Below are 21,032 nucleotides of genomic sequence, written 5' to 3' on the forward strand. Positions count from 1 at the left end.
GACCCTCACTTTCGTTTTGCTCTTCATGAGTATCTGATAAAATTATTAACTTTCCCTTAACGGAAGTCTTTGGAACATATTAAAAAGGCATCAAGCCAGGATGAGATGCATCCGGCTTGATGCCTTTTTTTATTATAAGCGCTTCTCTAATTCCGCTTTTTTCTCTTCAAAGCCAGGCTTGCCCAAAAGTGCAAACATGTTCACCTTGTATGCCTCCACACCAGGCTGATCGAATGGATTGACGCCAAGCAGGTAACCGCTCATCGCACAGGCCTTTTCAAAGAAATAGACCAGATAGCCAAACGTGTACGCATCAAGCTTCGGAACCGTTACGATAAGGTTCGGAACGCCGCCATCCGTATGAGCTAACAGCGTGCCCTCGAATGCTTTGTTATTGACGAACTGCACCGTTTCTCCTGCAAGATAGTTCAGGCCATCCAAATCATTATCCGCTTCCTCGATCGTGATTTCATGACGGGCATTATCGACTTTAATGACCGTTTCAAAAAGATCGCGACGACCTTCCTGAACATATTGCCCCAATGAATGCAGGTCAGTCGAAAAGTTCGCTGAAGAAGGGAAAATCCCTTTTTGATCCTTCCCTTCACTCTCTCCGAATAATTGCTTCCACCACTCAGAGAAGTATTGCAGACCCGGCTCATAGTTGATCAGCATTTCAATCGTCTTCCCTTTATTGTAAAGGACATTTCGAACTGCGGCATATTGGTATGCCTGATTATCAGCTAGCTCGGAAGTACCGAAATCCTTTCTGGCACTCTCCGCACCTTCCATGATTTGGTCGATATCCGCACCGCTGACTGCAATCGGAAGCAAGCCCACTGCCGTTAACACGGAGTAGCGTCCGCCCACATCGTCAGGAATGACGAAAGTTTCGAAGCCTTCCTCGGTTGCCACCGTTTTTAATGCACCTTTTTCTTTATCAGTGGTTGCATAAATCCGGCTTTTTGCTTCTTCAACCCCATATTTTTGTTCCAGAAGCTTCCGGAATATCCTGAAAGCGAGTGCAGGTTCAGTCGTCGTACCGGATTTAGAGATAACATTGATCGAGAAATCCCTATTTTCCAATATGTCCATCAAGTCCTGCATATATGTAGAGCTGATATTGTTACCTACAAATAGAATTTGCGGAGTTTTTCTTTTGTCAGAAGGCAATATGTTATAAAAGCTATGCTGAAGCATTTCTACCGCTGCACGGGCTCCCAGGTACGACCCGCCGATACCGATAACCAGAAGCACTTCCGAATCTTGCTTGATTTTGGCTGCCGCCTTTTTGATTCTTGAGAATTCTTCTTTATCATAGTTGGCAGGCAGATCGATCCAGCCAAGATAATCATTCCCTGCACCAGTCTGTTCGTGCAGGGAATGGTGTGCCACTTTTACGGCATCCTGTAAATAGGTTATTTCATGCTCCCCGAAAAACGGCAGGGCTTTTGAATAATCGAAACGTATATGGGCCATTCAAATTCCTCCTCCAATAGTAACTTTCCCTTTCACTTTATCTGATGTAATTCTCATAATCAAGAAGTGGATAAAGTAATTGGCGAATTTTCCCGAGTACATAAATTGCATTCCCACCTAAAAAAGGTGGGAAATATGAGATTTCTCTTGATTATAGTGAAGCGCGCAATATGGCAAGAACATCCTCGCGGTTCAGGATTTTGAACCGGCCGAAGTCACCTCTGCTCATCGCTTTATCAGCCATCACTTCCAGCTGTGAGTCATCGATGCCATAATCGGAAAGAGTCGTCGGCGCCCCTAAGCTGCTCCAAAATTCCCGAAGCTTGTCAATGCCTTCAAGTGCCGCTTCCTCATCCGTTTTCCCTTCAGGATCGACACCGAAAACCCGGACCGCAACCTGTTTGAACCGTGAGACATTCTCATGGAGTACATGCTTCATCCAATTCGGGAACAGGATGGCCAATCCGCCGGCATGGGGAATGTCATACACCGCCGAAACGGCATGTTCAATATTATGCGTCGCCCAATCGCCGCTGTAACCTACACCGAGCGAGCCATTAAGAGCTATATGACCGGCATACAAAATCGTTGCCCTATGCTCATAATCCTCAAGGTCCTCCAATAATTGAGGTGCCGTTTCCTTCACTGTCAATAACAGTGATTCGCAGAAACGGTCCTGAAGCGGTGCATGCGTTTCGGGATGGAAATAAGTTTCGAACACATGTGACATCATATCGACCATTCCGTATACCGTATGGTCCCTTGGCACCGAAAATGTGTTTTCAGGATCTAGAATCGAGAATTGCGGGAAAACCAAAGGACTGCCCCAGCCATATTTCTCTTTCGTTTCCCAGTTTGTTATAACAGAACCTGAATTCGCCTCAGATCCGGTTGCAGCCAATGTCAGCACCGTACCGAACGGCAGTGCCGCTTCAACTGGTGCCTTCTTGATGACAAGGTCCCATGGATCGCCGTCATATTTAGCACCAGCAGCAATCGCCTTTGTAGCATCAATGACACTTCCGCCGCCAACAGCAAGAATGAAGTCGATTTGATGCTGCTTGCAAAGATCCACACCCTTTTTTACAGTCGTAATGCGTGGATTCGGTTCGACACCTGAAAGCTCGTGCACCTCTGCATCGATTTCATTCAAGGTTTTGATCACTTTTTCATACAAGCCATTTTTCTTTATGCTGCCTGTACCATATACAAGTAAAACTTTATTTCCATATGTCGGAATTTCAGACTTCAAGCTTTCAAGCTGGTCTTTTCCAAAAATTACTTTAGTAGGATTTTTGTATGTGTAATTTTCCATTGAATTTCTCTCCTTTGTGACATCGTCTCACTTGTGGCCACGAATCATCCACGCGGGCGATGCATTTTTTTCTTCCTTCATTATGACCAATGTTCCATATAAATACAAAAAATCCGCCCGGAACTTTTGGAGGGATGTATATTTACATGATGAAAAAGCATGATAAATAAAGAACGAACTTATTTTTAAAAAGGAGGCTGTACAATGAGTGGAATTCAAAGAACGGCACTTGTTCTTACAATAATCGGGGCAATCAATTGGGGATTAATAGGCTTTTTCCAATTTGATCTAGTCGCATCCATCTTCGGTGGACAAGATGCCGCATTGGCACGTATCGTTTATGGACTGGTTGGAATTGCTGGTCTGGTTAATCTTGGTCTTCTCTTCAAACCAAGCCCTGAAATTTCCAGAGAACCTGAAACAAAACCGACTCGTTGAGATGAAGATTCCTAAGTCCTTGGACATCTTTTATGTACGATAAATAAAGCCGGACCATGGATTCTTCCATGACCCGGCTTTATTTCTACAATCAAAAAAAAAACCGGCTGATCAAAGGATCGGCCGGTTCTCAGTATTATTTCTTGATTAAGTCTTCGCGTTGAGATTGTTCGATCCACTCTTGAAGTTTGTCTTTCAATGTGTTGAAGCCTTCAGTAGATTCGATGTGAGATGTTGCTTTAACAGATGCTTGGCGTTTTTTAGGAGCTTTTTTCGGAGCTTCAGTACGCTCAGGAGCTTCTTCTGTAGCACGGATCGATAAGCCGATTTTTCCAGCAGCTGAATCGATTGAAAGAACTTTGACTTTCACTTCATCGCCCACTTTTAAATGTTCGTTGATATCTTTAACGAATCCGTGAGTAATTTCAGAAATATGAACTAAACCTTGAGTTGAATCATCTAAAGCAACAAAAGCACCGTATGGTTGAATACCAGTTACTTTACCAGTAACTACCGCACCAATTTCGAATTTTTCAGACATGGTAACACTCCTATTTTATATATATTTTTTCGTCTATTCACGCAATAAAAAATTATATCACATAATTGGTAAATAATCAAAGTTAAGTATACCATACTTTTTGGGATTTTACTCATAAAAAATGTTTGTTTTTTGGAAATAATAATTAAGTAAATAAAATCGTTATATATAACTTATCCTAACAATGGGCAAATAACCTTACATATTAACTGTCACATGCAAGATCGAACGAAAATCTTTGGCTTTCTAAGTTTAGCAAACAGGAGTTCTTTTCACAAAACCTACATATTCAGTCACTTTTCTAAAGTTATAATATGGTAAAATAATGACATAACATATTATTTTCCATAAAAAGGAGTGCCTACGCATGTCAAATATCGCAAAGAATATCCGGCAATACCGAGAAGACCATAACCTCACGCAGCAGGAACTGGCTTTGAAATTAAGGATCGGCACTAAAAAAATCGAAAAGTATGAATCAGGAGAGTCGGTTCCAGATACACAAACCATTTTACGACTTTCCACCGTTCTTGATATTCCTGCCTCAGAATTTTTGAAGGATGCCCCTGCCGGAAATGCAGTTGGCATTGACGATGACATCAAAAAGCTCATTGAAGAAATCGGCGCCAAAAAAGCTGAACTCATCCTAAGGACAGCCAAGGATTTCAATGAAGAACAAATTCTGAATGTTATGCATACTTTATATAATACACAAGCTTAATTTAAAAATGGTCATGGTATGTGTATTTTTTTTCAATATGCTGGATATACTATGATTAACACTTTCTATGTTAATCCATTAGATTAACTCTTTTTTCTAATTCCCCCTATGGAAAGGGATCCGGCTGCATGATGCCGGATCCCTATTTTTTTGCTCATTTGCCGTGGTTATTCATGAATCGTTCCATTCTCTTCAGCGCTTCTTGAAGTTGCTCCATCGAGGATGCGTAGGAACAGCGGATATGACCTTCGCCGCTCTTGCCGAACACATCTCCCGGAACGACCGCAACCAGTTCCTCCGTCAAAAGCTTTTCAGCGAATTCCATCGAAGTCATCCCTGTCTTCTCGATGGATGGAAAGGCATAAAACGCCCCGCCGGGATTATGGCAATCCAGTCCCATTTCATTGAATGATTTCACGATATAATTTCTTCTTCTCCGATAACTGCGTCGCATATCTTCTACATCCTGCATTCCGTGCTTCAAGGCTTCCAAAGCAGCATGCTGTGCCATTGTCGGCGCACACATCATCGCATATTGATGCAGTTTGAGCATCGCTTCGGAAATTTCCTTAGGAGCACAAACGAACCCAAGTCGCCATCCAGTCATCGCAAATCCTTTCGAAAAACCATTGATGACGATCGTCCGCTCAAGCATGCCATCGATGGCGGCAAAAGAAGTGAACTGCTCATCATATGCAAGCTCTGCATAGATTTCATCGGAAATAACCAACAAGTCGTGCTTTTTGACGATATCAGCAAGCATCACCAATTCTTCCTGCCCGAGTTGTGTCCCTGTAGGATTATTCGGTGAACAAATCAAAACGGCCTTCGTCTTTGGCGTAATCGCCGCTTCTAGTTGCTCGGGAGTCAGCTTGAAATCATCGGCCTTCGAGGTTTGAACCGTGACCGGAATCCCCCCCGCCATCGTCACCAACGGTGCATACGCCACAAAGCATGGTTCGACGACGATGACTTCTTCACCGGGGTTCAAGATGGTCCTCAGCGTAATGTCGAGCGCCTGGCTTGCTCCTACGGTGACGATGATTTGATCCTCTGGACTATATGGAACATGGAACTGCTTTTCCATATATCGACTGATTTCCGCCCTTAACTCATATAAACCGGCATTGGCTGTATAAGAGGTGAATCCTTCCTCCAGTGAGTTGATCGCCGCCTCCCTTACTGCCCAGGATGTGACGAAATCAGGTTCGCCTACACCAAGCGAGACGACCCCCTCCAAATTGGCTGCCAGGTCGAAAAAACGGCGGATACCTGATGGTTTAAGCTCTGCAATCGTTCTTGAAACATAACTCGTTTTTATCATGGTGACACCACGATCCGCTTATCTTCTTCAGTTTGATCGAAAATGGTGCCATCATGCTTGTATTTTTTCATGATGAAATGCGTCGTCGTGGAAATGACGGAATCAAGCGTCGAAAGTTTTTCCGAAACGAAGCTAGCCACTTCATTCATCGAGCGTCCTTCGACAATGACCGAAAGATCATAGGCTCCTGACATCAAATAAACGGATTGCACTTCTTTGAATTTATAAATCCTTTTTGCGACATCATCAAAACCGACACCTCGCTTCGGTGTGACTTTCACATCAATCATCGCAGTGACACCGTGGTATTCATCCACTTTTGCCCAGTTGATGACCGTCAAATAGCGGACGATGACACGCATATCTTCTAATTTTTTCAATGTAATTTCCATGTCCGCTTCAGCTAAATCGGTCATTTTAGCCAAATCCTTCAGGTCGATCCGGCTGTTATTTTCAATGATTCTCAAGACTTCCAATTCCTCTTCATTCAAGTGCATTGGAAAACCCCCCTTTTGGAATTCACTTATTTAAATGTGATGGTTTTCGGCTGGCAGATAGTCTCACGAATTGTCTCATTAGACTTTTTCGGATTCCTATATGACAATAAAAATTAATAAGTCCTATTCTGTCAGGATAAACTTACACTATTATATCAAAATTGATTGGCGACCTGTTATAGCATTTGTCATTTTTGCTGGGGATTATTACATTTACTGTTATGCAACAGTAAAACCGCCCCTATTTATGTAATAATAAGGCGATTATGGCATTTTTACGCTAGCCAATATCGAGGAAAGAGGACCAATATGGACCGTCATACAATTAAAAGCAGTGAACGGGTGGATAATATAGATATCTATTTTGAGTACGACAAAATGGATGACTCCCTCCCCACCCTTGTCCTGCTTCACGGCTTCTTGTCATCAAGCTTCAGCTTCCGTAAATTAGTGCCCTACCTAATCAAGGAATTCAATGTGATCTCATTGGACCTGCCTCCATTCGGACAAAGCGGAAAAGACTATCGATATACGTATTCCTTCCGGAACATCGCAAAATCCGTTGTACATTTTTTAGCGGGGAAGAACATCAATAAATTCAGCATCATCGGCCATTCCATGGGTGGGCAGGTTTCCCTGCAACTCATCAAACATCATCCTGATCTGGTTGAACACGCGATTCTCCTTGCCGGTTCAGGCTATCAGCCAAGCTATTCCGAAAAAATGAAGCTGGTCAGTTACCTCCCCTTCTTTTCATTCGGGATAAAACGATATTTACAACGCTCGGGCATCGAAAAGAACTTGAAAAACGTTGTTCATGACCCAGCCTTGATTGATGATGAAATGCGCCAAGGATATTTAGGGCCCTTCACAAAAAAGCATGATATTTTCCGTGCCCTAGGAAGGATGCTGCGGGATAAGGAAGTAGATTTACTGAAGGATGATCTTCATGACATCCAGACACCCTGCCTGTTGATTTGGGGGAGGCATGACCGTGTCGTACCGTTATCGATCGGCCAAAGGCTGCATGATGACCTGCCCAATTCCGAGCTTGTCGTGATTGAAGATTCGGGACACCTGCTTCCTGAAGAAAGGCCAACAGAAATATATCAGTTAATAAAGGGATTTTTAAAGACAGCCCCCCCAACCTATTCACGAGTAAACGGCTGAATTTCACGTTAAACAGCCAAAAAAGGTGCCCCTGGAATGTGGGTACACCCTTCTTGCTTTATATCGAACAGCTGGCATCATTTTTTATGATGAGCAGCCTCTGTGCGACTTCGAGGCATTTTTCCAATTGGACGGTTTGGTCGAACGCGAACTCGTAAATGGATTGTATTTTTTCCGCCAGCTCACGCGGGCTATCCATATCCCGGACCGCGACGACCGTATCGGCGATTTCCGGCTCATATAGGTCCCCTCCGATCTGGAAAGGGTCCCAATCCTGTAAAACGGTGACCAACGCTATATTCATTTGCTGTGTATCCATATAATTATCACCTGCTCGGTATAGTCAAAGAACATGATATCATAGTATCATAACGACAGCTTCTTCGCGAAGACGACAAATTTTATTCGGTGGTGGATATTTTGAACAAATCATTTTTTGAAGAACATTATGACAGGGAAAATACGGGATCCGTGAAATGGGATAAAAACTCGCTTAAATCCTTGTTTGGAAGCGAGGACGTGCTGCCAATGTGGGTTGCCGATATGGATTTCCCAGCTCCAGAAGGCATTCAAAAAGCGCTGATCGAGCGCTTGAATCATCCTATTTTCGGTTATACCGTCCCTTCTGATACAGTTTTCACCGAAATTCAAAATTGGCTAAGGAGTCGTCATTCCTGGCAAATCGAAAAGGAATGGATTTCATTCAGCTCCGGCATCGTTTCGGCCATCGGCACGACGATTCAAGCCTTTACAAATCCCGGAGATAAAATATTGGTGCAATCACCTGTCTATACACCATTTTTCGATATGATAAAAAATAATGACCGGGAAGTGGTCAACAGTCCCCTTATACTTGAGGACGGTAAGTTTATGATTGATTTCACAGATTTTGAAGACAAGCTGAAAAGCGGAGTGAAGCTTTTCCTTTTTTGCAGTCCTCATAACCCGGGCGGACGTGTCTGGACAAAGGATGAGCTGCTGAGAATCGGGGATCTTTGCAAAAAATACGATGTCATCATGGTCAGTGATGAAATTCATGCCGACTTGTTCCATTCGCCATCGACACATTACCCGATTGCCTCGCTTTCAAAAGAATTTGCGGCGATCACCGTGACATTGATGGCCCCCAGCAAAACGTTCAACATCGCCGGCATGCAGGCTTCATTCCTGGTCACAAGCAACGAGAAGTTGCAGCTGAAATTGCAAAACACGCAAACGAAACTAGCTTTCCATGGCCTCAACGTCTTGGCCTTGACAGCTATGGAGGCCGCATATCGTGAAGGCTTGGAATGGCTGACGGAAATGATGGGTTACATTGAGGAGAACATAAAGCTGGCAGAAGATTTCATTGCTGAAGAAATTCCTGCTCTTCATGTGATGCATCCCGATGCCTCCTACCTTTTATGGATAGACTGCCGCGATCTCGGCATGACTGATACGGAAATCAAGGAAAAGCTGATCCATCACGGGAAGCTTGCATTGGAGCCAGGTTCAAAATATGGCCCAGGCGGTGAAGGCTTCGTCAGGATGAACATCGGTTGCTCACGCGCCACGCTGTTGGAGGGTCTAAAGCGGTTAAAGCTAGCTTTTTCATGAATGGTCTTGATATGTGTGACAAAGGGTTTCGTGAAGTGCAAGCCCTCCCAAAAAATCGGCAGCAGCCATTTTACATCTGTAAAATGGCTTTTTTCATTTACTTCCATCATCCATTTTACACAGGCGGTTTTTCTTTTAACTAAAAAAGCTATTGTAAACCTCCCGAATGTCTGTTATGTTCTAAATGATAATGATTATTATTATTAATTATAACCAGACGGAGGATTCATACGATGAAAAAAAGGATATACGGAACGGTATTCATATCTGCATTACTAGTTTTGGGCGGGTGTGCCGAGGACAAGGCAGAACCAAGCAAAACCAGCGATAAGGTAGTTGCAGAGCATGGAAGTGAAGCTGCAAAAGCTCAAAGTGAGACAACGGCCTCCAGTAAAGACAAGTTAGAGGAATTAACCAAACAATTTCCCTCGAAGCATCCCGAATCGATTGTAACGACATCTGTTTCGATTACTGAAATGCTCCAAATATTGAATGTGAAACCTGTCGGCATTCCCACTTCCACTCATGAATTGCCAAAAGGATTCGAAGATGTTGCCCAAATTGGTTCTCCCATTGAACCCGATGTGGAAAAGATCGTAAGCCTTAAGCCGGATATCGTAATCGGACCCCAATCAATCAAAGACAGCTTGGATAAGAAAATAAAGAATAGTAAGGTAGACACTGCTTACATTCCCACGGATTCTTATGATGATCTAAAAATATCGCTCGAAGTATTAGGTAAGGTATTACATAAGGAAACGGAAGCGAAAGACTATATCGCACAATTGCAAGAGAAGGAAACCGCCGTATTGGATGGAGTCAAAGGCAAGGATTCATCAAAGGTCATGGTTTTATTCGGTTCAGGTGAATCGTTTATGCTGATGAGCGAGAATACGTATGTAGGCAGCTTAGTGAAGAAATTGGGAGCTACGAATATAGTTAACGATGTGTTGAAATCATCGGAGGCATACGTGCCGATGAATATGGAAGACGTCGTTACAGCAAACCCGGATGCCATACTTCTTGTTTCACATGGTGATCCGACTGCGGCATTGGAACAGTTTAAAGCGGAAGTAAAAAAGAATGGTGCATGGGAGAAGTTAAATGCTTTTAAAGAAGATCGCGTCCAAGCACTTGACTACGAAATCTTTGGCTATGCATCCATTGAAAAAGCAACGACCGGGCTGGAGCAACTAAGCGAGATCTTATATAAGTAATTGATTGCAGATGAGGGTTGGATCAAATGAAAGTTAAACCAAAAAAAGGATTCAGGATAGGTGCCATATTCATTTTTCTAGTGGTATTCACGATTTTATCAATCGGAATGGGCAGTGTTCATTTGTCACCTATGGAAACGATCAAAACCATATTTGGTTCTGGTCAGGAAATGTCGGAAACGATTGTCTGGGACTTGCGGATCCCCAGGGTTTTGATAGCTATTCTAGTAGGGATAAATTTAGCGATATCCGGTGCCCTCCTTCAAGCCGTCATGAGAAATCCGTTGGCGGATCCGGGCTTGACCGGGGTATCAAGCGGCGCTGCAGTTACGGTTTTGTTCATCCTGCTCATTTTCCCGAGCTTCGGTAAATGGATCCCGATTGCTGCGGTGATAGGAGGACTTATAGCCGTCACCTTAGTTTACGCACTCGCTTGGAAGAAAAATGGTATATCACCAATCCGAATCATCCTTTCAGGCATTGCGGTCAATGCGGTTTTTGGCGGGATAACCGGTCTGCTATCGATTCTTTATAGTGATCGCCTTCCTTCGGCGCTTCAATGGTTGAACGGCAGTTTATCCGCAAAGGGCTTGGGAGATGTCAGCCTCCTCTTCCCTTATTCACTCATTGGCTGGGTTGCCGCATTGTTTTGCATTCGCCCGGCAAACATACTGAATCTCGGGGAAAATGTAGCCGTGAACTTAGGGGAAAATACGAACCGGATCCGAATCGTCCTTTCACTCATCGCTGTATATTTAGCGGCCATTTCCGTTTCCATTGTTGGATTGCTCGGTTTTGTCGGCCTTATCGTCCCACATATGTCGAGATTTTTAGTCGGGTCCAATTACCGTCGACTATTGCCGATGAGCATGGTCTTGGGGGCACTCGTTTTATTGGTGGCCGATACAATCGGCCGTTCCCTTTTCTCGCCCCTGGACATTCCAGCCGGAATTGTAATGGCGATGGTTGGAGGACCTTACTTTTTATATCTAATGAGAGCGGGTGACATATAAAAATGCTGAAAGCTCAATCATTGGATGTAGGCTATGATCATAAGAAAATATTAAATGATTTTAAGATCGATGTTTCAAAAGGTGAAATCGTATCGATCATTGGTCCGAATGGCTCGGGAAAGTCCACAGCCCTAAAAGCGATGTCAAGAATGATTCCCGTTCAGGGCGGAAAGATTTTTTTAGATGGCAAGGATCTGCATTCTTTAAAGAAGAAAAACATCTCGCAAATGATGAGCGTCCTTCTTCAATCGAATGAACCGCCTTCGGATATCACGGTGGAAGAGTTGGTGAAATACGGACGCACCCCCCACAAGAAATGGTATGAGCGGACGAATGATGAGGACTTGAGCATCGTGGAGTGGGCCATTGAAAAAACCGGACTGACTCCGCTTAAGGATCGCCTCGTGTCCTCACTTTCCGGCGGAGAGGGACAGCGTGCCTGGATTGCCATGTCCTTAGCGCAGCGACCGAAAGTATTGCTTCTCGATGAACCGACTACCTACCTTGATATCGCCCATCAGCTTCAGCTTCTGGAGCTTGTGCACACCGTCAACCGCGACTTGGGGATGACGGTGGTGATGGTGCTTCACGATTTAAACCAAGCGAGTATTTATAGCGATAAAATATGTGTCATTTCAAAAGGAACCATCGTGAAATATGGAACATCGGAAGAGGTCATGACGAAAGAAACGATTCGCAGCGTTTATGGCGTGGAATGTGAAATCGATTCACATTTCCAGCATGGAAAGCCCCGGATTAATTTGGTGGGCATTTCACGGGAAACAATAAGATAAGAGGAGGAGAGTAAATGGTAAAATCAATGGATATCTCCGCAAAGAAAGAGCAGTATGTACAATTTCTGAACAAGTGTAACACGATGGTGATCAGCACCAAAGATGATAACGGAGATCCTTTCATTAGCTACGCCCCCTTCGTTCAGCATGAAGGTAAGTTTTATATATATATCAGCAAGATTTCCGATCATTATAAATTCATAGAAGCGAATCAACTGATCAGCATCATGTTGCTTGCCGATGAGCAGGGTTCCCCCAATTTATTCGCATTGGAGCGGGTCCGCTTTCAATGTACAGCTGTCAATATCGGAAACGAAGGTCATGAAGATATTTTTTCCAAGTTCTCGGAAAACCACGGTGCGCCCATGATGGGTGTTTTGAGAGGATTGGATCTGTCCCTGTTTGAACTTACGCCAATAGATGGACGTTATGTCATTGGCTTTGGTCAAGCGTTCACCATCGATCTAGCAGGAGATAAGTTCGATCATGTCGTTGTTGATAAGAAAGATAAATAAGCACTGAAAAAATCAATCTTTTTAAGGATTAAGTTCGGTATGGCATCGGACTTAATCCTTTAATTTTAAACTCACACTATCCTCGTTAATCATTTACGAAGATTCCATCATGTATTATTATGGGATTTTTCAGAATCCATCATATTAATATTACTAATTCCTAACCAAACCAAAAACCCTAAAAAACCCCCAAGAGTATTCAAGATTAAATCATCCACATCAAATGAACGATTGAATATAAAACCGAAGTAACTTAATACTGGCTGCAATATTTCAATTGTCAAACTAGTAAGAAACACGATGATAATAGCTTTATGCACACGTTTAACCTGATATAAAATCCCCAAATAAACCCCTAAAGGAAACAACATAATCAAATTGTAAACATATAGTTTAATTGAATTCATAAGAAACCAAGTACCTCTAACACTCTCGCTATACAAATCACCTATGAAATGAAAAGGGATGAACTGAAATGTTATATTGCTAGTTTGAGGTGGTATGAAAATAGCCCCTATCGTAAGATGTGATACTACAATTGAATAAAGTATAAAACTATAGAATATTCCTCTATGGATTAAATTTTCAAATTGATTCCTTTTGAAATCAATAAGTATATATAAAATTAGTCCTATGCATCCTATTATAGTCAGGATAGGAAATGAATAAATCCTCATTTATTTTCCTCCTATGTTTTAACACCTAAACAATTCAATAACCATTCTAATGCATAATTAGTTAATTTTTGTTTTTCCAATATTGTTTTGCCTTCGAGACAGACATTTATTCATCTAATCTTAATAATGATATAATAGATTGCCTTTTAATTATAATGGATAGTGCAAATACGCCTATTGCAGCCATTAGGAAAATAAATATCAAGGCAAACATATAATATACTAAATAAAAAGTCGTTGGATATATATGATTAATAACCCTCATAGTTAAAAAGAAAATGATCGTACTTAACATAATAGAAATGAAGTAATAAATAAATATCTCGAATGAAAGTAGTTTTATTATTGAATTTCTTTTCATTCCTAATGACAAATAAATTCCCCAAGTTCTTTTTTTCATATAATATTTACTAAGCAAGATACTAATAATCCCTATCGTAGATAAAAATAGAGAAATCAAGAAAGAAAAATTACCTATATAACCCATATACTTGGATATTCTTGTATCTTCAATTTTTGTAAGTGAAATCTTTTGATAAAGACTTCCAGGTATAGGTACGACCATTTCATAAACTAAAGAATCTATTACTTCTTCTGCTTTTTTAGATACATCTTCATCCATGTAAATAGTTAAATCCTTATATCCCGTAAATATTCCGCTTTCTATAGCCGTTTCCTTATCTAAAACGATTGTAAACTCAAATTCTGCTTCATCTAAGAATGTATTATTTATGTCGCTTTCGGCACTCTCGATAACATCAAAAACTTCAAATTCCCATTTCTTTGTTTTTAGTTGACCTGACTCTCTATACATTTTTACAAAACCTAATTTTTCACCTATTAATTTATTGTTATTAGGTGCTTGGGGCACTATCAATAATATTTTACCCTTAAAACTTTCATATTTATTAGATTGAAAAATCTCACTAAATTCTTCCGAATCCACTAGTTGATAACTTACATTAGGGATGATGTTATCCTGTTTATATAAAGTATTTAGTGAACCATTTTGTTTTATCCAAGACTCTATAGAGGGTGTTACTAATTGAGGATTGATCAGAGGATGTACATCGACCATAAATGGATTTTTATCAACATACTTAATGCCTTTTGTTTGTTCCAGCTTGTTAACTTCTTCTATAGGAAATGTCAGGCCGTTATTAACCAAAACGTTTAGATTTTGTATGTCCTCATATCCGAAAATTTCTTGAGAGTCAATATAATAATCTTGTTTGGCATCCCAAATACCTTCACTTTCTTTCTGTAGGAAAAAAGAAAAGAAAATAGTCTGAATGCAAAGGAATAACGTAAATATTATTAGAAAAGATTGTTTTGGAAATTGTAGAAATTGAATCGCTAACTGCCTTATATAAAATGAAGAACATTTATTAATCAGACTGTTCCTACTATTTCCATTAAAATTGCTATTATTTAATAAATTATTAATAGATTTCTTATTGAATTTACTAATTGATTTGGTCGATATTACGGCAACTATAGCGAATATTATAACAACCCATACTATCGCTCTAATGATAATGTCGTTTAGTTGTAGGAGGTATAAATCTCCTTCAAAAAAAGCATTCTTAATAATCAGATTATGGAAAACAATATTTAGTGGGATAGAAACAAGTATACTAAGCAGAAAAATTATCACACATTGAAATAAATGCAATTTATACAGTTTTAAATTACTACAGCCCAAAACCTTCAATTGAGCATCTTTTTGTACTTGAAACAAGTTGAAATAATAAAATAAACCCCAAAAACAAAAAGAAGCAGCTATTAATATAACGATTTGAAAAGTTACTGTTAATTTGGATATATTATCATATTGCTTTAAGCCTTTATCGAATAATTTTTCATTAAGTATTCCATTATCGTTATACGTTTCAAGTAACTTTGACATTTCTTTTATGTCTTCTTTATGGAGCCTAATTAGAAAATTTTTTGTATTCTTGAGTGAACTTTTCGCCACAAAGATACTAGGGAAATCATTTAACCCTTTTTCAATATCAGAAGGAACAGTCCATTTTGCCGAATAATTTTCAACTATGCCAACTAGTTTAACTTGGGTGACCTTATTTTTTATTAAGAGTTTTCTTTTATCCCCCAACTTCCAAGTTGGGTCTATCTTTTCTAAATAAAATGATTCTATGGATACTTCATTCTCATTAGTTGGAAGTTTGCCTTTTTTCATATTAATATGTCCTATTTTAAATGCATCATTATCCATCCAGCCAATAGTTGCAGTGAGAGTTTTGTTAACTTGTAATTTATCTATCAGTTGATATTCCCCAGCTTCAAATCCTTGGCTTTGAAGTGCTGTCTTTGATACATTAACATCAATTAATACCCCTGAATGCTCACCATAATTATTATATGCATTACTTTGTAGGCTTGTTTTTATCGCTTCTGATGAAGTCATAAGTGAAATAATACAGGCCAATGTAATTCCCAGAGAAACGACTATTAATAAAAACCATTTTAACCTCGCCAGTAATATTTTTACTGCTAAGTTAATCATCGTTTGTCTCCATTTTCAAAACACCATCTATCATTCTATATGAGTAATGAGGTTGTTTAATCAAACCCTTTTCATGAGTAACAATTATTAGGGAAATATTATATCTCAAGCTTAATTTAGTTAGTAAGTTAATTACCACTTCACTAGTTTCCTGATCTAAATTCCCTGTTGGTTCATCTGCAAACAAAATCTTCGGGCAAGTTATTAAAGCCCGTGCAATAGCAACCCTTTGTTGTTCCCCTCCAGATAAATAACTAGGTTTTTTATTCAAGTGCATTGATATATCTAGTTCATTAACCAACTCATTGACATCTAACTTTTTGTCTAAATTGTTTAAAAGACTTATCGGTAATTCTATATTTTCTTTTACAGTAAGTTCAGGTACCAATTGAAAGGATTGAAAAACAAAACCGAAAGATTTACCTCTTATTTGTGATTGTTCATTATCACTTAAATCATAAAACGATCTATTTTCAAAAAAAACCTTTCCTTTACTTGGATATTCCAGTCCTCCTATGATACTCAGGAAAGTAGATTTTCCAGACCCACTTTTTCCTTTAATTATATATATTTCCCCTTTTCTTATAATTAAAGAAGTTGATTTTAATACTAAATGATTATTATAGTATTTATTAATTTTCTCAGTTTTTAGTATAATAGTCATTTTTCCTCCTTATAATTAACCATTTATATTCAAGCTATAACTGATATTTTTTACTCTCGTTTTATAATATCCATTATACAATAGACCTGTATTTTTTCTATATTTTAGTAAAAACACCTTTATTATGGGTAATATGTATTGTTTTTGCTTAAAAAGAAAAGTTATAATAAAAGTATTCTATTGAGAAAGGAGGAACTAAAATGAAAAGAAAACTTAAAACACTAGTTTTATTATCAACTTTTTTGAGTGTACTCTCTTTACCTCTTTACGCCAGTGCTTACAGCAAGAGTTATTCATTTGATATGAAAGCAGGCTTTGATGGAAGCACTACTTTTTCTTTATCGAATGCTAAAGCCTCTACAACGGTTAAGGCAGGCACTTACCATGCAAGTGGTAAAGCTAGTTCTGATCACTCTAAGTATAGTGTTGCTTTAAATGGCGGTTTACTTAATTACTATGGTAGTGGCAATATTAGTGCAAATGGTCTTTATTACACGAAAAGCTTTGGTACCGTAAGTAAAAAAAGTTACAAACTTAGACTTAGCAAGACAAGTAAAACAGGTTATAAAGTTAAAGGTTCTGGTACCATAAATCAGTAAACAGACTAAAAAACGACTACACAGCGTTGCTACTCAATATCCACCCGGAGGTCGTTTCGGGAACCTCTTATGACTTTTCACACGAAAAATCCCCAAACTTTCCCAACCTCAAGGTTATATGTTTTCTTCTTTTATGTAATAACTACACTTTTGAAGGAAAAAAATTTCCTTCAGTGCTATTAATAACCTTTGCTAATATTGTTTAAATGGTTAAGTGGTTTTTTGAAAAAATCAAATCTTTATTGTGCATGAATCCATTAAAAAGGGCTTGTCCTAAAAGTCATCTTACGACTTTTGGGTCAAGCCCTTCTTTTTAATTCTTATCTTCCTCCACATAAGGATCATGCTCATAACGTGGCAAATCCCCAAAGGAGGTCTGGATATTTTCTTCAAAGAGCTCTTCCTTCAATTCTTCATACTGGGAATTCGGGTATACCGTTATTTCCTTCCCATATATATCGACACCTACGAAATTTTCATAATCCTCCACATACCCGATGTTCTCTTCTGAATCGATATACATGTCTTCGTAATCGTTTGGCGGATAAGCAAAATCGGAAGGCGTTTCAGATGTTCCAAAGGATGCGACCTCCTGCCATGAATCCTCGGCATCGAATGCGACCGATTCTTTTCGTTCTTCGTTATCGAATTTACCGAATGATGGCCCCAGCACTTCTTCCTCGATCGGACGGTTGTCCGAGGTTTCCCTTGAGGGAGTATGCTCGACACAAAATGTTGTAGTGGGGATGGCATTCAAGCGTTCAAGGGGAATATCCCTCGAACAAACCTCGCATTTACCATAATCCCCAGCCTTGATGGCAGTAAGGGCCCGATCGATATCACTTATTTCATCGCGATAATGCTCCGAAAGCGCCAAATCCTTTTCACGTTCATACAACTCGGTGCCTTGATCGCCAGGGTGATTATCATAACTCGATAACTCGCCAGTCGAATCGTGCATGCTTCTTCTTAAATCAAAGTCGCCCGAATCATGTAGTCGCTCTTTCAGCTCCTGCTTCGTTTGCTGCAATTGCTGTTGAAAGCCTTTTAGCTGCTGATTGGAAAGCATGTGCAACATCCTTTCAAGATTGATCTTCCTCTAGTATTTCTCTCTTGACGCTATTCCATAAAGGTATTTTTTACCTTTTGAATAATATAAAGCAACTAACAAAAACTAACCGAGAAATTCATATACACGTCAAGGAGGCCTTTCATTGTATTTCTATAAAGAAGATTTAATCAATATGATCGTTCCTGATAAGCCTGATCCAAGTGCGGCCAAAGTCCTTCAAGAAGCGCTGGGGGGACAATTCGGCGAAATGCGGACGATGATGCAATATTCATTCCAAAGCGCCAACTTTCGCGGCAAAGCAAAACAATACCGGGATTTGATCCGTGGTGTATTCTTGGAGGAATTGAGCCATGTTGAACTTGTCCAATCGACGATCAACCAGTTGCTGAATGATGCAGGCGGCAACATGCCCGGAAACTCCGGTGTCGATGGCGCCCCATTGGATGATGTCATCAAGGGAGGAGCTAACCCGCATCATTTCATCATGGGGGCAAAGGCGTCCCTCCCTGTTGATGCCGGGGGGAATCCTTGGACTGGCTCATATGTTTACGATCATGGAAATCTCGTTGCGAACCTTCTGAATAATGTCGTTCTTGAATCGACCGGTGTTCTGCAAAAGTCGAGAATCTATGAAATGAGCTCCAATAAATCGTTACGCGAAACAATCGCCTTCTTGATGGTGCGCGACAATGCCCACCAAAACGCTTTCGCCAAGGCATTGGAAACACTCGGAGTAAGTTGGGGGAAGATCTTTCCTGTACCGAATTATGATTTGAATAAATATCCTGAATGCCGCAAATATGTGGATTTGGGCTATCATAATGCCCAATTCAACTTCAGGCTCGACCAAACTCGGATCAGTGAAGTTTTCCAAGGTGAAACACCGAGCCGTAATGGCGGACAGCTTTCCGTGACAGAGCCTCCAAATGGCTATCCTGTTCCTGATATGCCAGATATGCCAAACGAGCATAGCCCTGGTTTGAGTGATTTGAACAATTAAGGAAAAAGGAAGGCCAACACATGATTCTGTGCTCGCCTTCCTTCTTTTAATTATTGATATATTTTTCAAAAACATAGCCAAAATCTTTAATATGGTATTTTTTCCGGCTGTCCATCAGCCATTCAAAGGCGGCCGTGTTGATTTCCTTGAAGCTTGCCGCCATTTGACTACCTTCCGTGCGAACTTGGTTCAAAGTGGAAGAAGCCAGATTTACGCTTTGCTGAGCAAATTGCAGGGCATATTCATTCTCGTGGCAAATCTCCGAGATTTTCACGAGTGATTTGAACAAGTCTTTCAATTCTTCAATGAATTTTTTATGGACATCGATGGAAAAGGTCCTTGCACCTATCGAAAATTTAATTTCCGCATCCAAATCGACGGTGCCAGCCGTTTCAAGGGTCACGTTGGAAATATTATTCTGACTATAGCTATATCTCATAAGTGTGCGCTTTTTGCTTATTGCGCTTGTCCCATCCAAATGGATGAAAGCTTGATTCGTGAAACAATACTCATCGGTTTTTGATTTGATCAGGAAATAAATCTTTTCCCCGTCCTCGTGCATGATATAATCGTCTGCATCCACCTTGTCATAATCAGCAGGACTTATCACGCTTCCAATATCACTAAGGCCAAGTGCATCAGCCGCTATTTTCTTGAACATTTCTCCATTCCCCCCATCTGAATTCCAGGTGAATCCACCCTTTTAAATGTTTTTCTCGAGTATGATTTCATCCCGTATCGGAATGCCATCACTGCTGTAAAAAGGAATTTCAGGCTTGATTTCCCTTGATCGTTCCACTGCATTTGGGACGATTTCCGAAATGGCATACCCACGCTTTTGAAAAAACTTCAAGGCCTGTAAATTATCGTTCGTCGTAATCGCTTTAATGGTATGGCAATTTTTCTCCTTAGCTATATTCTCCATCACATAAAGCAACGATGAGCCCACACCTTGATTCTCATGCACACTATTCAAAGAGATGATCTGGCAGACTTGATCGGATACCTTATACGTGCCCAATCCCGAGATTTCATCAGCCTCATCCATCACCCCAAAACCCTCAAGTTCCGCATAATGAAATAAGCCCCTTGAGAAAACGACTTGGCTCGTCTCCCAGTGGTGAATGAAAAAACGCTTGACCGCATCTGCCGCAATCATTCTTTTCGCTACGATTTGCATAACAACTTACGCCCCCAAAATTTCTATCTCTATGATTTATAGTATAAATTGCTTATGCTGATAAGGGAACTTTTTATTATTCATTCTAATTTTATCCTAGTTCAAGTGAGCCTGTCATCTTTAAAACGCTGGTTCCTCTTCGTCACTTCATCCTCGAATTGCTTCGTCTTCATCTCTTCTTTTTTTGAATATCTGATAATGGCCCTCATCGTAAAAACGGCAGCAACCAAAAAGATGAAACAAGTGATGCCAGCCGGGATATACTCAGACTTGTCTTCCGGAAAATAAAGAAACAAACCTAGTAAAGCATGATCGAGAAAATCCATCCGATACTTCCTCCTTGATAGAGATATGAACTGCTTCGTTCTCATTATATCAATTTCCAGAACAATCCACTAGTGGGTGAAATCGGCTAAAACGGAGAGTAGGACCGATTAAGCGGGAGTTAGGTCGAATAAACGGAGCCTAGGTCGGATTAAGCGGGGTTTAGGTCGAATAAACAGAGCCTAGGACGGATTAAGCGGGAGTTAGGACGAATTATCGCGATTCAGGTCGAATTCATGGGAGGTTGGGACGAATTATTCGGAGTCAGGGCGAATAAACAGAGCCTAGGGCGGATTAAGCGGGGTCTAGGTCGAAGTATCCGCTATTCAGGGCGAATTTTTCTATTATTTTCGGATTCCGCATCACCAT

Annotated in this window: 23 protein-coding genes; 10 read left to right on the plus strand and 13 right to left on the minus strand. The window is 40.4% G+C overall.

The window, feature by feature from the left end; genetic code table 11:
* Window positions 1-132: 132 nt before the first annotated feature.
* Window positions 133-1,479, minus strand: coding sequence for a glucose-6-phosphate isomerase (locus ABE28_RS21315; RefSeq protein ID WP_064464265.1), 1,347 nt, complete (start codon window positions 1,477-1,479; stop codon window positions 133-135).
* A 151-nt stretch (window positions 1,480-1,630) separates the two neighbouring features.
* The gene (locus tag ABE28_RS21320; RefSeq protein WP_064464267.1) at window positions 1,631-2,794 is read right to left on the minus strand and encodes an iron-containing alcohol dehydrogenase; all 1,164 of its coding nucleotides are present in this window, start codon (window positions 2,792-2,794) and stop codon (window positions 1,631-1,633) included.
* Window positions 2,795-2,998: 204 nt separating this feature from the next.
* Here ABE28_RS21320 and ABE28_RS21325 point away from each other — a divergent pair, with 204 nt between their 5' ends.
* Window positions 2,999-3,232: a DUF378 domain-containing protein gene (locus tag ABE28_RS21325; RefSeq protein ID WP_061143895.1), complete on the plus strand. Its 234-nt coding sequence runs from the start codon at window positions 2,999-3,001 to the stop codon at window positions 3,230-3,232.
* A gap of 136 nt (window positions 3,233-3,368) precedes the next feature.
* On the opposite strand, the gene yugI is transcribed toward ABE28_RS21325, so the two are convergent.
* Window positions 3,369-3,773 carry a S1 domain-containing post-transcriptional regulator GSP13 gene (gene yugI, locus ABE28_RS21330; protein WP_061143894.1) on the minus strand — a complete coding sequence of 135 codons (405 nt, stop codon included), beginning with the start codon at window positions 3,771-3,773 and terminating at the stop codon, window positions 3,369-3,371.
* 367 nt (window positions 3,774-4,140) lie between these two features.
* Between yugI and ABE28_RS21335 the strand changes: the two genes are divergently transcribed.
* Window positions 4,141-4,494, plus strand: coding sequence for a helix-turn-helix domain-containing protein (locus tag ABE28_RS21335; RefSeq protein ID WP_064464269.1), 354 nt, complete (start codon window positions 4,141-4,143; stop codon window positions 4,492-4,494).
* 154 nt (window positions 4,495-4,648) lie between these two features.
* Here ABE28_RS21335 and ABE28_RS21340 read toward each other — a convergent pair whose 3' ends face one another.
* Together ABE28_RS21340 and ABE28_RS21345 are read right to left on the minus strand one after the other, a co-directional pair.
* Entirely contained in the window at window positions 4,649-5,818 is a 1,170-nt protein-coding gene (locus ABE28_RS21340) for an aminotransferase (protein WP_064464272.1), read from the minus strand.
* The gene (locus tag ABE28_RS21345) at window positions 5,815-6,315 is read right to left on the minus strand and encodes an Lrp/AsnC family transcriptional regulator (protein ID WP_064464274.1); all 501 of its coding nucleotides are present in this window, start codon (window positions 6,313-6,315) and stop codon (window positions 5,815-5,817) included. Before ABE28_RS21345 ends, ABE28_RS21340 begins: the two co-directional genes overlap by 4 nt.
* A gap of 309 nt (window positions 6,316-6,624) precedes the next feature.
* Between ABE28_RS21345 and ABE28_RS21350 the strand changes: the two genes are divergently transcribed.
* Window positions 6,625-7,485 (plus strand): alpha/beta fold hydrolase, encoded by an 861-nt coding sequence (locus ABE28_RS21350; RefSeq protein WP_064464276.1) that lies wholly within the window; start codon window positions 6,625-6,627, stop codon window positions 7,483-7,485.
* 58 nt (window positions 7,486-7,543) lie between these two features.
* On the opposite strand, the gene ABE28_RS21355 is transcribed toward ABE28_RS21350, so the two are convergent.
* Window positions 7,544-7,804, minus strand: coding sequence for a DUF1871 family protein (locus tag ABE28_RS21355; protein WP_064464278.1), 261 nt, complete (start codon window positions 7,802-7,804; stop codon window positions 7,544-7,546).
* Window positions 7,805-7,896: 92 nt separating this feature from the next.
* Between ABE28_RS21355 and ABE28_RS21360 the strand changes: the two genes are divergently transcribed.
* The 5 genes from ABE28_RS21360 to ABE28_RS21385 all read left to right on the plus strand — a co-directional run bounded on the left by ABE28_RS21360 (window position 7,897) and on the right by ABE28_RS21385 (window position 12,620).
* Entirely contained in the window at window positions 7,897-9,081 is a 1,185-nt protein-coding gene (locus ABE28_RS21360) for a MalY/PatB family protein (RefSeq protein WP_373921360.1), read from the plus strand.
* A 233-nt stretch (window positions 9,082-9,314) separates the two neighbouring features.
* On the plus strand, window positions 9,315-10,298 hold the full coding sequence (locus ABE28_RS21370) for an ABC transporter substrate-binding protein (protein ID WP_064464284.1): 984 nt from the start codon (window positions 9,315-9,317) through the stop codon (window positions 10,296-10,298).
* Window positions 10,299-10,324: 26 nt separating this feature from the next.
* A complete protein-coding gene (locus ABE28_RS21375) occupies window positions 10,325-11,311 on the plus strand; it encodes a FecCD family ABC transporter permease (protein WP_064464286.1) in 987 nt (328 codons plus the stop codon).
* Window positions 11,312-11,313: 2 nt separating this feature from the next.
* The gene (locus ABE28_RS21380) at window positions 11,314-12,105 is read left to right on the plus strand and encodes an ABC transporter ATP-binding protein (RefSeq protein WP_064464288.1); all 792 of its coding nucleotides are present in this window, start codon (window positions 11,314-11,316) and stop codon (window positions 12,103-12,105) included.
* A 14-nt stretch (window positions 12,106-12,119) separates the two neighbouring features.
* Complete coding sequence (locus ABE28_RS21385) at window positions 12,120-12,620, plus strand: HugZ family pyridoxamine 5'-phosphate oxidase (protein WP_064464290.1); 501 nt, start codon at window positions 12,120-12,122, stop codon at window positions 12,618-12,620.
* A 107-nt stretch (window positions 12,621-12,727) separates the two neighbouring features.
* On the opposite strand, the gene ABE28_RS24725 is transcribed toward ABE28_RS21385, so the two are convergent.
* The 3 genes from ABE28_RS24725 to ABE28_RS21400 form a co-directional block, all read right to left on the minus strand.
* Window positions 12,728-13,297: a VanZ family protein gene (locus ABE28_RS24725; RefSeq protein ID WP_083232189.1), complete on the minus strand. Its 570-nt coding sequence runs from the start codon at window positions 13,295-13,297 to the stop codon at window positions 12,728-12,730.
* 106 nt (window positions 13,298-13,403) lie between these two features.
* Window positions 13,404-15,824 carry an ABC transporter permease family protein gene (locus ABE28_RS21395; RefSeq protein WP_064464292.1) on the minus strand — a complete coding sequence of 807 codons (2,421 nt, stop codon included), beginning with the start codon at window positions 15,822-15,824 and terminating at the stop codon, window positions 13,404-13,406.
* Window positions 15,817-16,488 carry an ABC transporter ATP-binding protein gene (locus ABE28_RS21400; protein ID WP_064464294.1) on the minus strand — a complete coding sequence of 224 codons (672 nt, stop codon included), beginning with the start codon at window positions 16,486-16,488 and terminating at the stop codon, window positions 15,817-15,819. The genes ABE28_RS21395 and ABE28_RS21400 overlap by 8 nt, the downstream gene beginning before the upstream one ends.
* 200 nt (window positions 16,489-16,688) lie before the next feature.
* Here ABE28_RS21400 and ABE28_RS21405 point away from each other — a divergent pair, with 200 nt between their 5' ends.
* Window positions 16,689-17,087: a hypothetical protein gene (locus tag ABE28_RS21405; RefSeq protein WP_064464296.1), complete on the plus strand. Its 399-nt coding sequence runs from the start codon at window positions 16,689-16,691 to the stop codon at window positions 17,085-17,087.
* Window positions 17,088-17,400: 313 nt separating this feature from the next.
* Here the strand turns inward: ABE28_RS21405 and ABE28_RS21410 are convergent, their stop codons facing one another.
* The gene (locus ABE28_RS21410) at window positions 17,401-18,156 is read right to left on the minus strand and encodes a TraR/DksA C4-type zinc finger protein (protein WP_064464299.1); all 756 of its coding nucleotides are present in this window, start codon (window positions 18,154-18,156) and stop codon (window positions 17,401-17,403) included.
* A 145-nt stretch (window positions 18,157-18,301) separates the two neighbouring features.
* On the opposite strand from ABE28_RS21410, the gene ABE28_RS21415 reads away from it, so the two are divergent.
* Window positions 18,302-19,159, plus strand: coding sequence for a manganese catalase family protein (locus tag ABE28_RS21415; protein WP_064464301.1), 858 nt, complete (start codon window positions 18,302-18,304; stop codon window positions 19,157-19,159).
* Window positions 19,160-19,205: 46 nt separating this feature from the next.
* Here the strand turns inward: ABE28_RS21415 and ABE28_RS21420 are convergent, their stop codons facing one another.
* The 3 genes from ABE28_RS21420 to ABE28_RS21430 form a co-directional block, all read right to left on the minus strand.
* A complete protein-coding gene (locus ABE28_RS21420) occupies window positions 19,206-19,820 on the minus strand; it encodes a PH domain-containing protein (protein WP_064464303.1) in 615 nt (204 codons plus the stop codon).
* A 42-nt stretch (window positions 19,821-19,862) separates the two neighbouring features.
* Window positions 19,863-20,339: a GNAT family N-acetyltransferase gene (locus ABE28_RS21425; RefSeq protein WP_064464305.1), complete on the minus strand. Its 477-nt coding sequence runs from the start codon at window positions 20,337-20,339 to the stop codon at window positions 19,863-19,865.
* Window positions 20,340-20,440: 101 nt separating this feature from the next.
* Window positions 20,441-20,665, minus strand: a complete 225-nt coding sequence (locus ABE28_RS21430; protein ID WP_064464307.1) for a hypothetical protein — start codon at window positions 20,663-20,665, stop codon at window positions 20,441-20,443.
* Window positions 20,666-21,032: the final 367 nt, after the last annotated feature.

Origin of the sequence: Peribacillus muralis, from assembly GCF_001645685.2 — a bacterium.
In the GTDB taxonomy this organism is placed as follows: Bacteria; Bacillota; Bacilli; order Bacillales; family DSM-1321; genus Peribacillus; species Peribacillus muralis_A.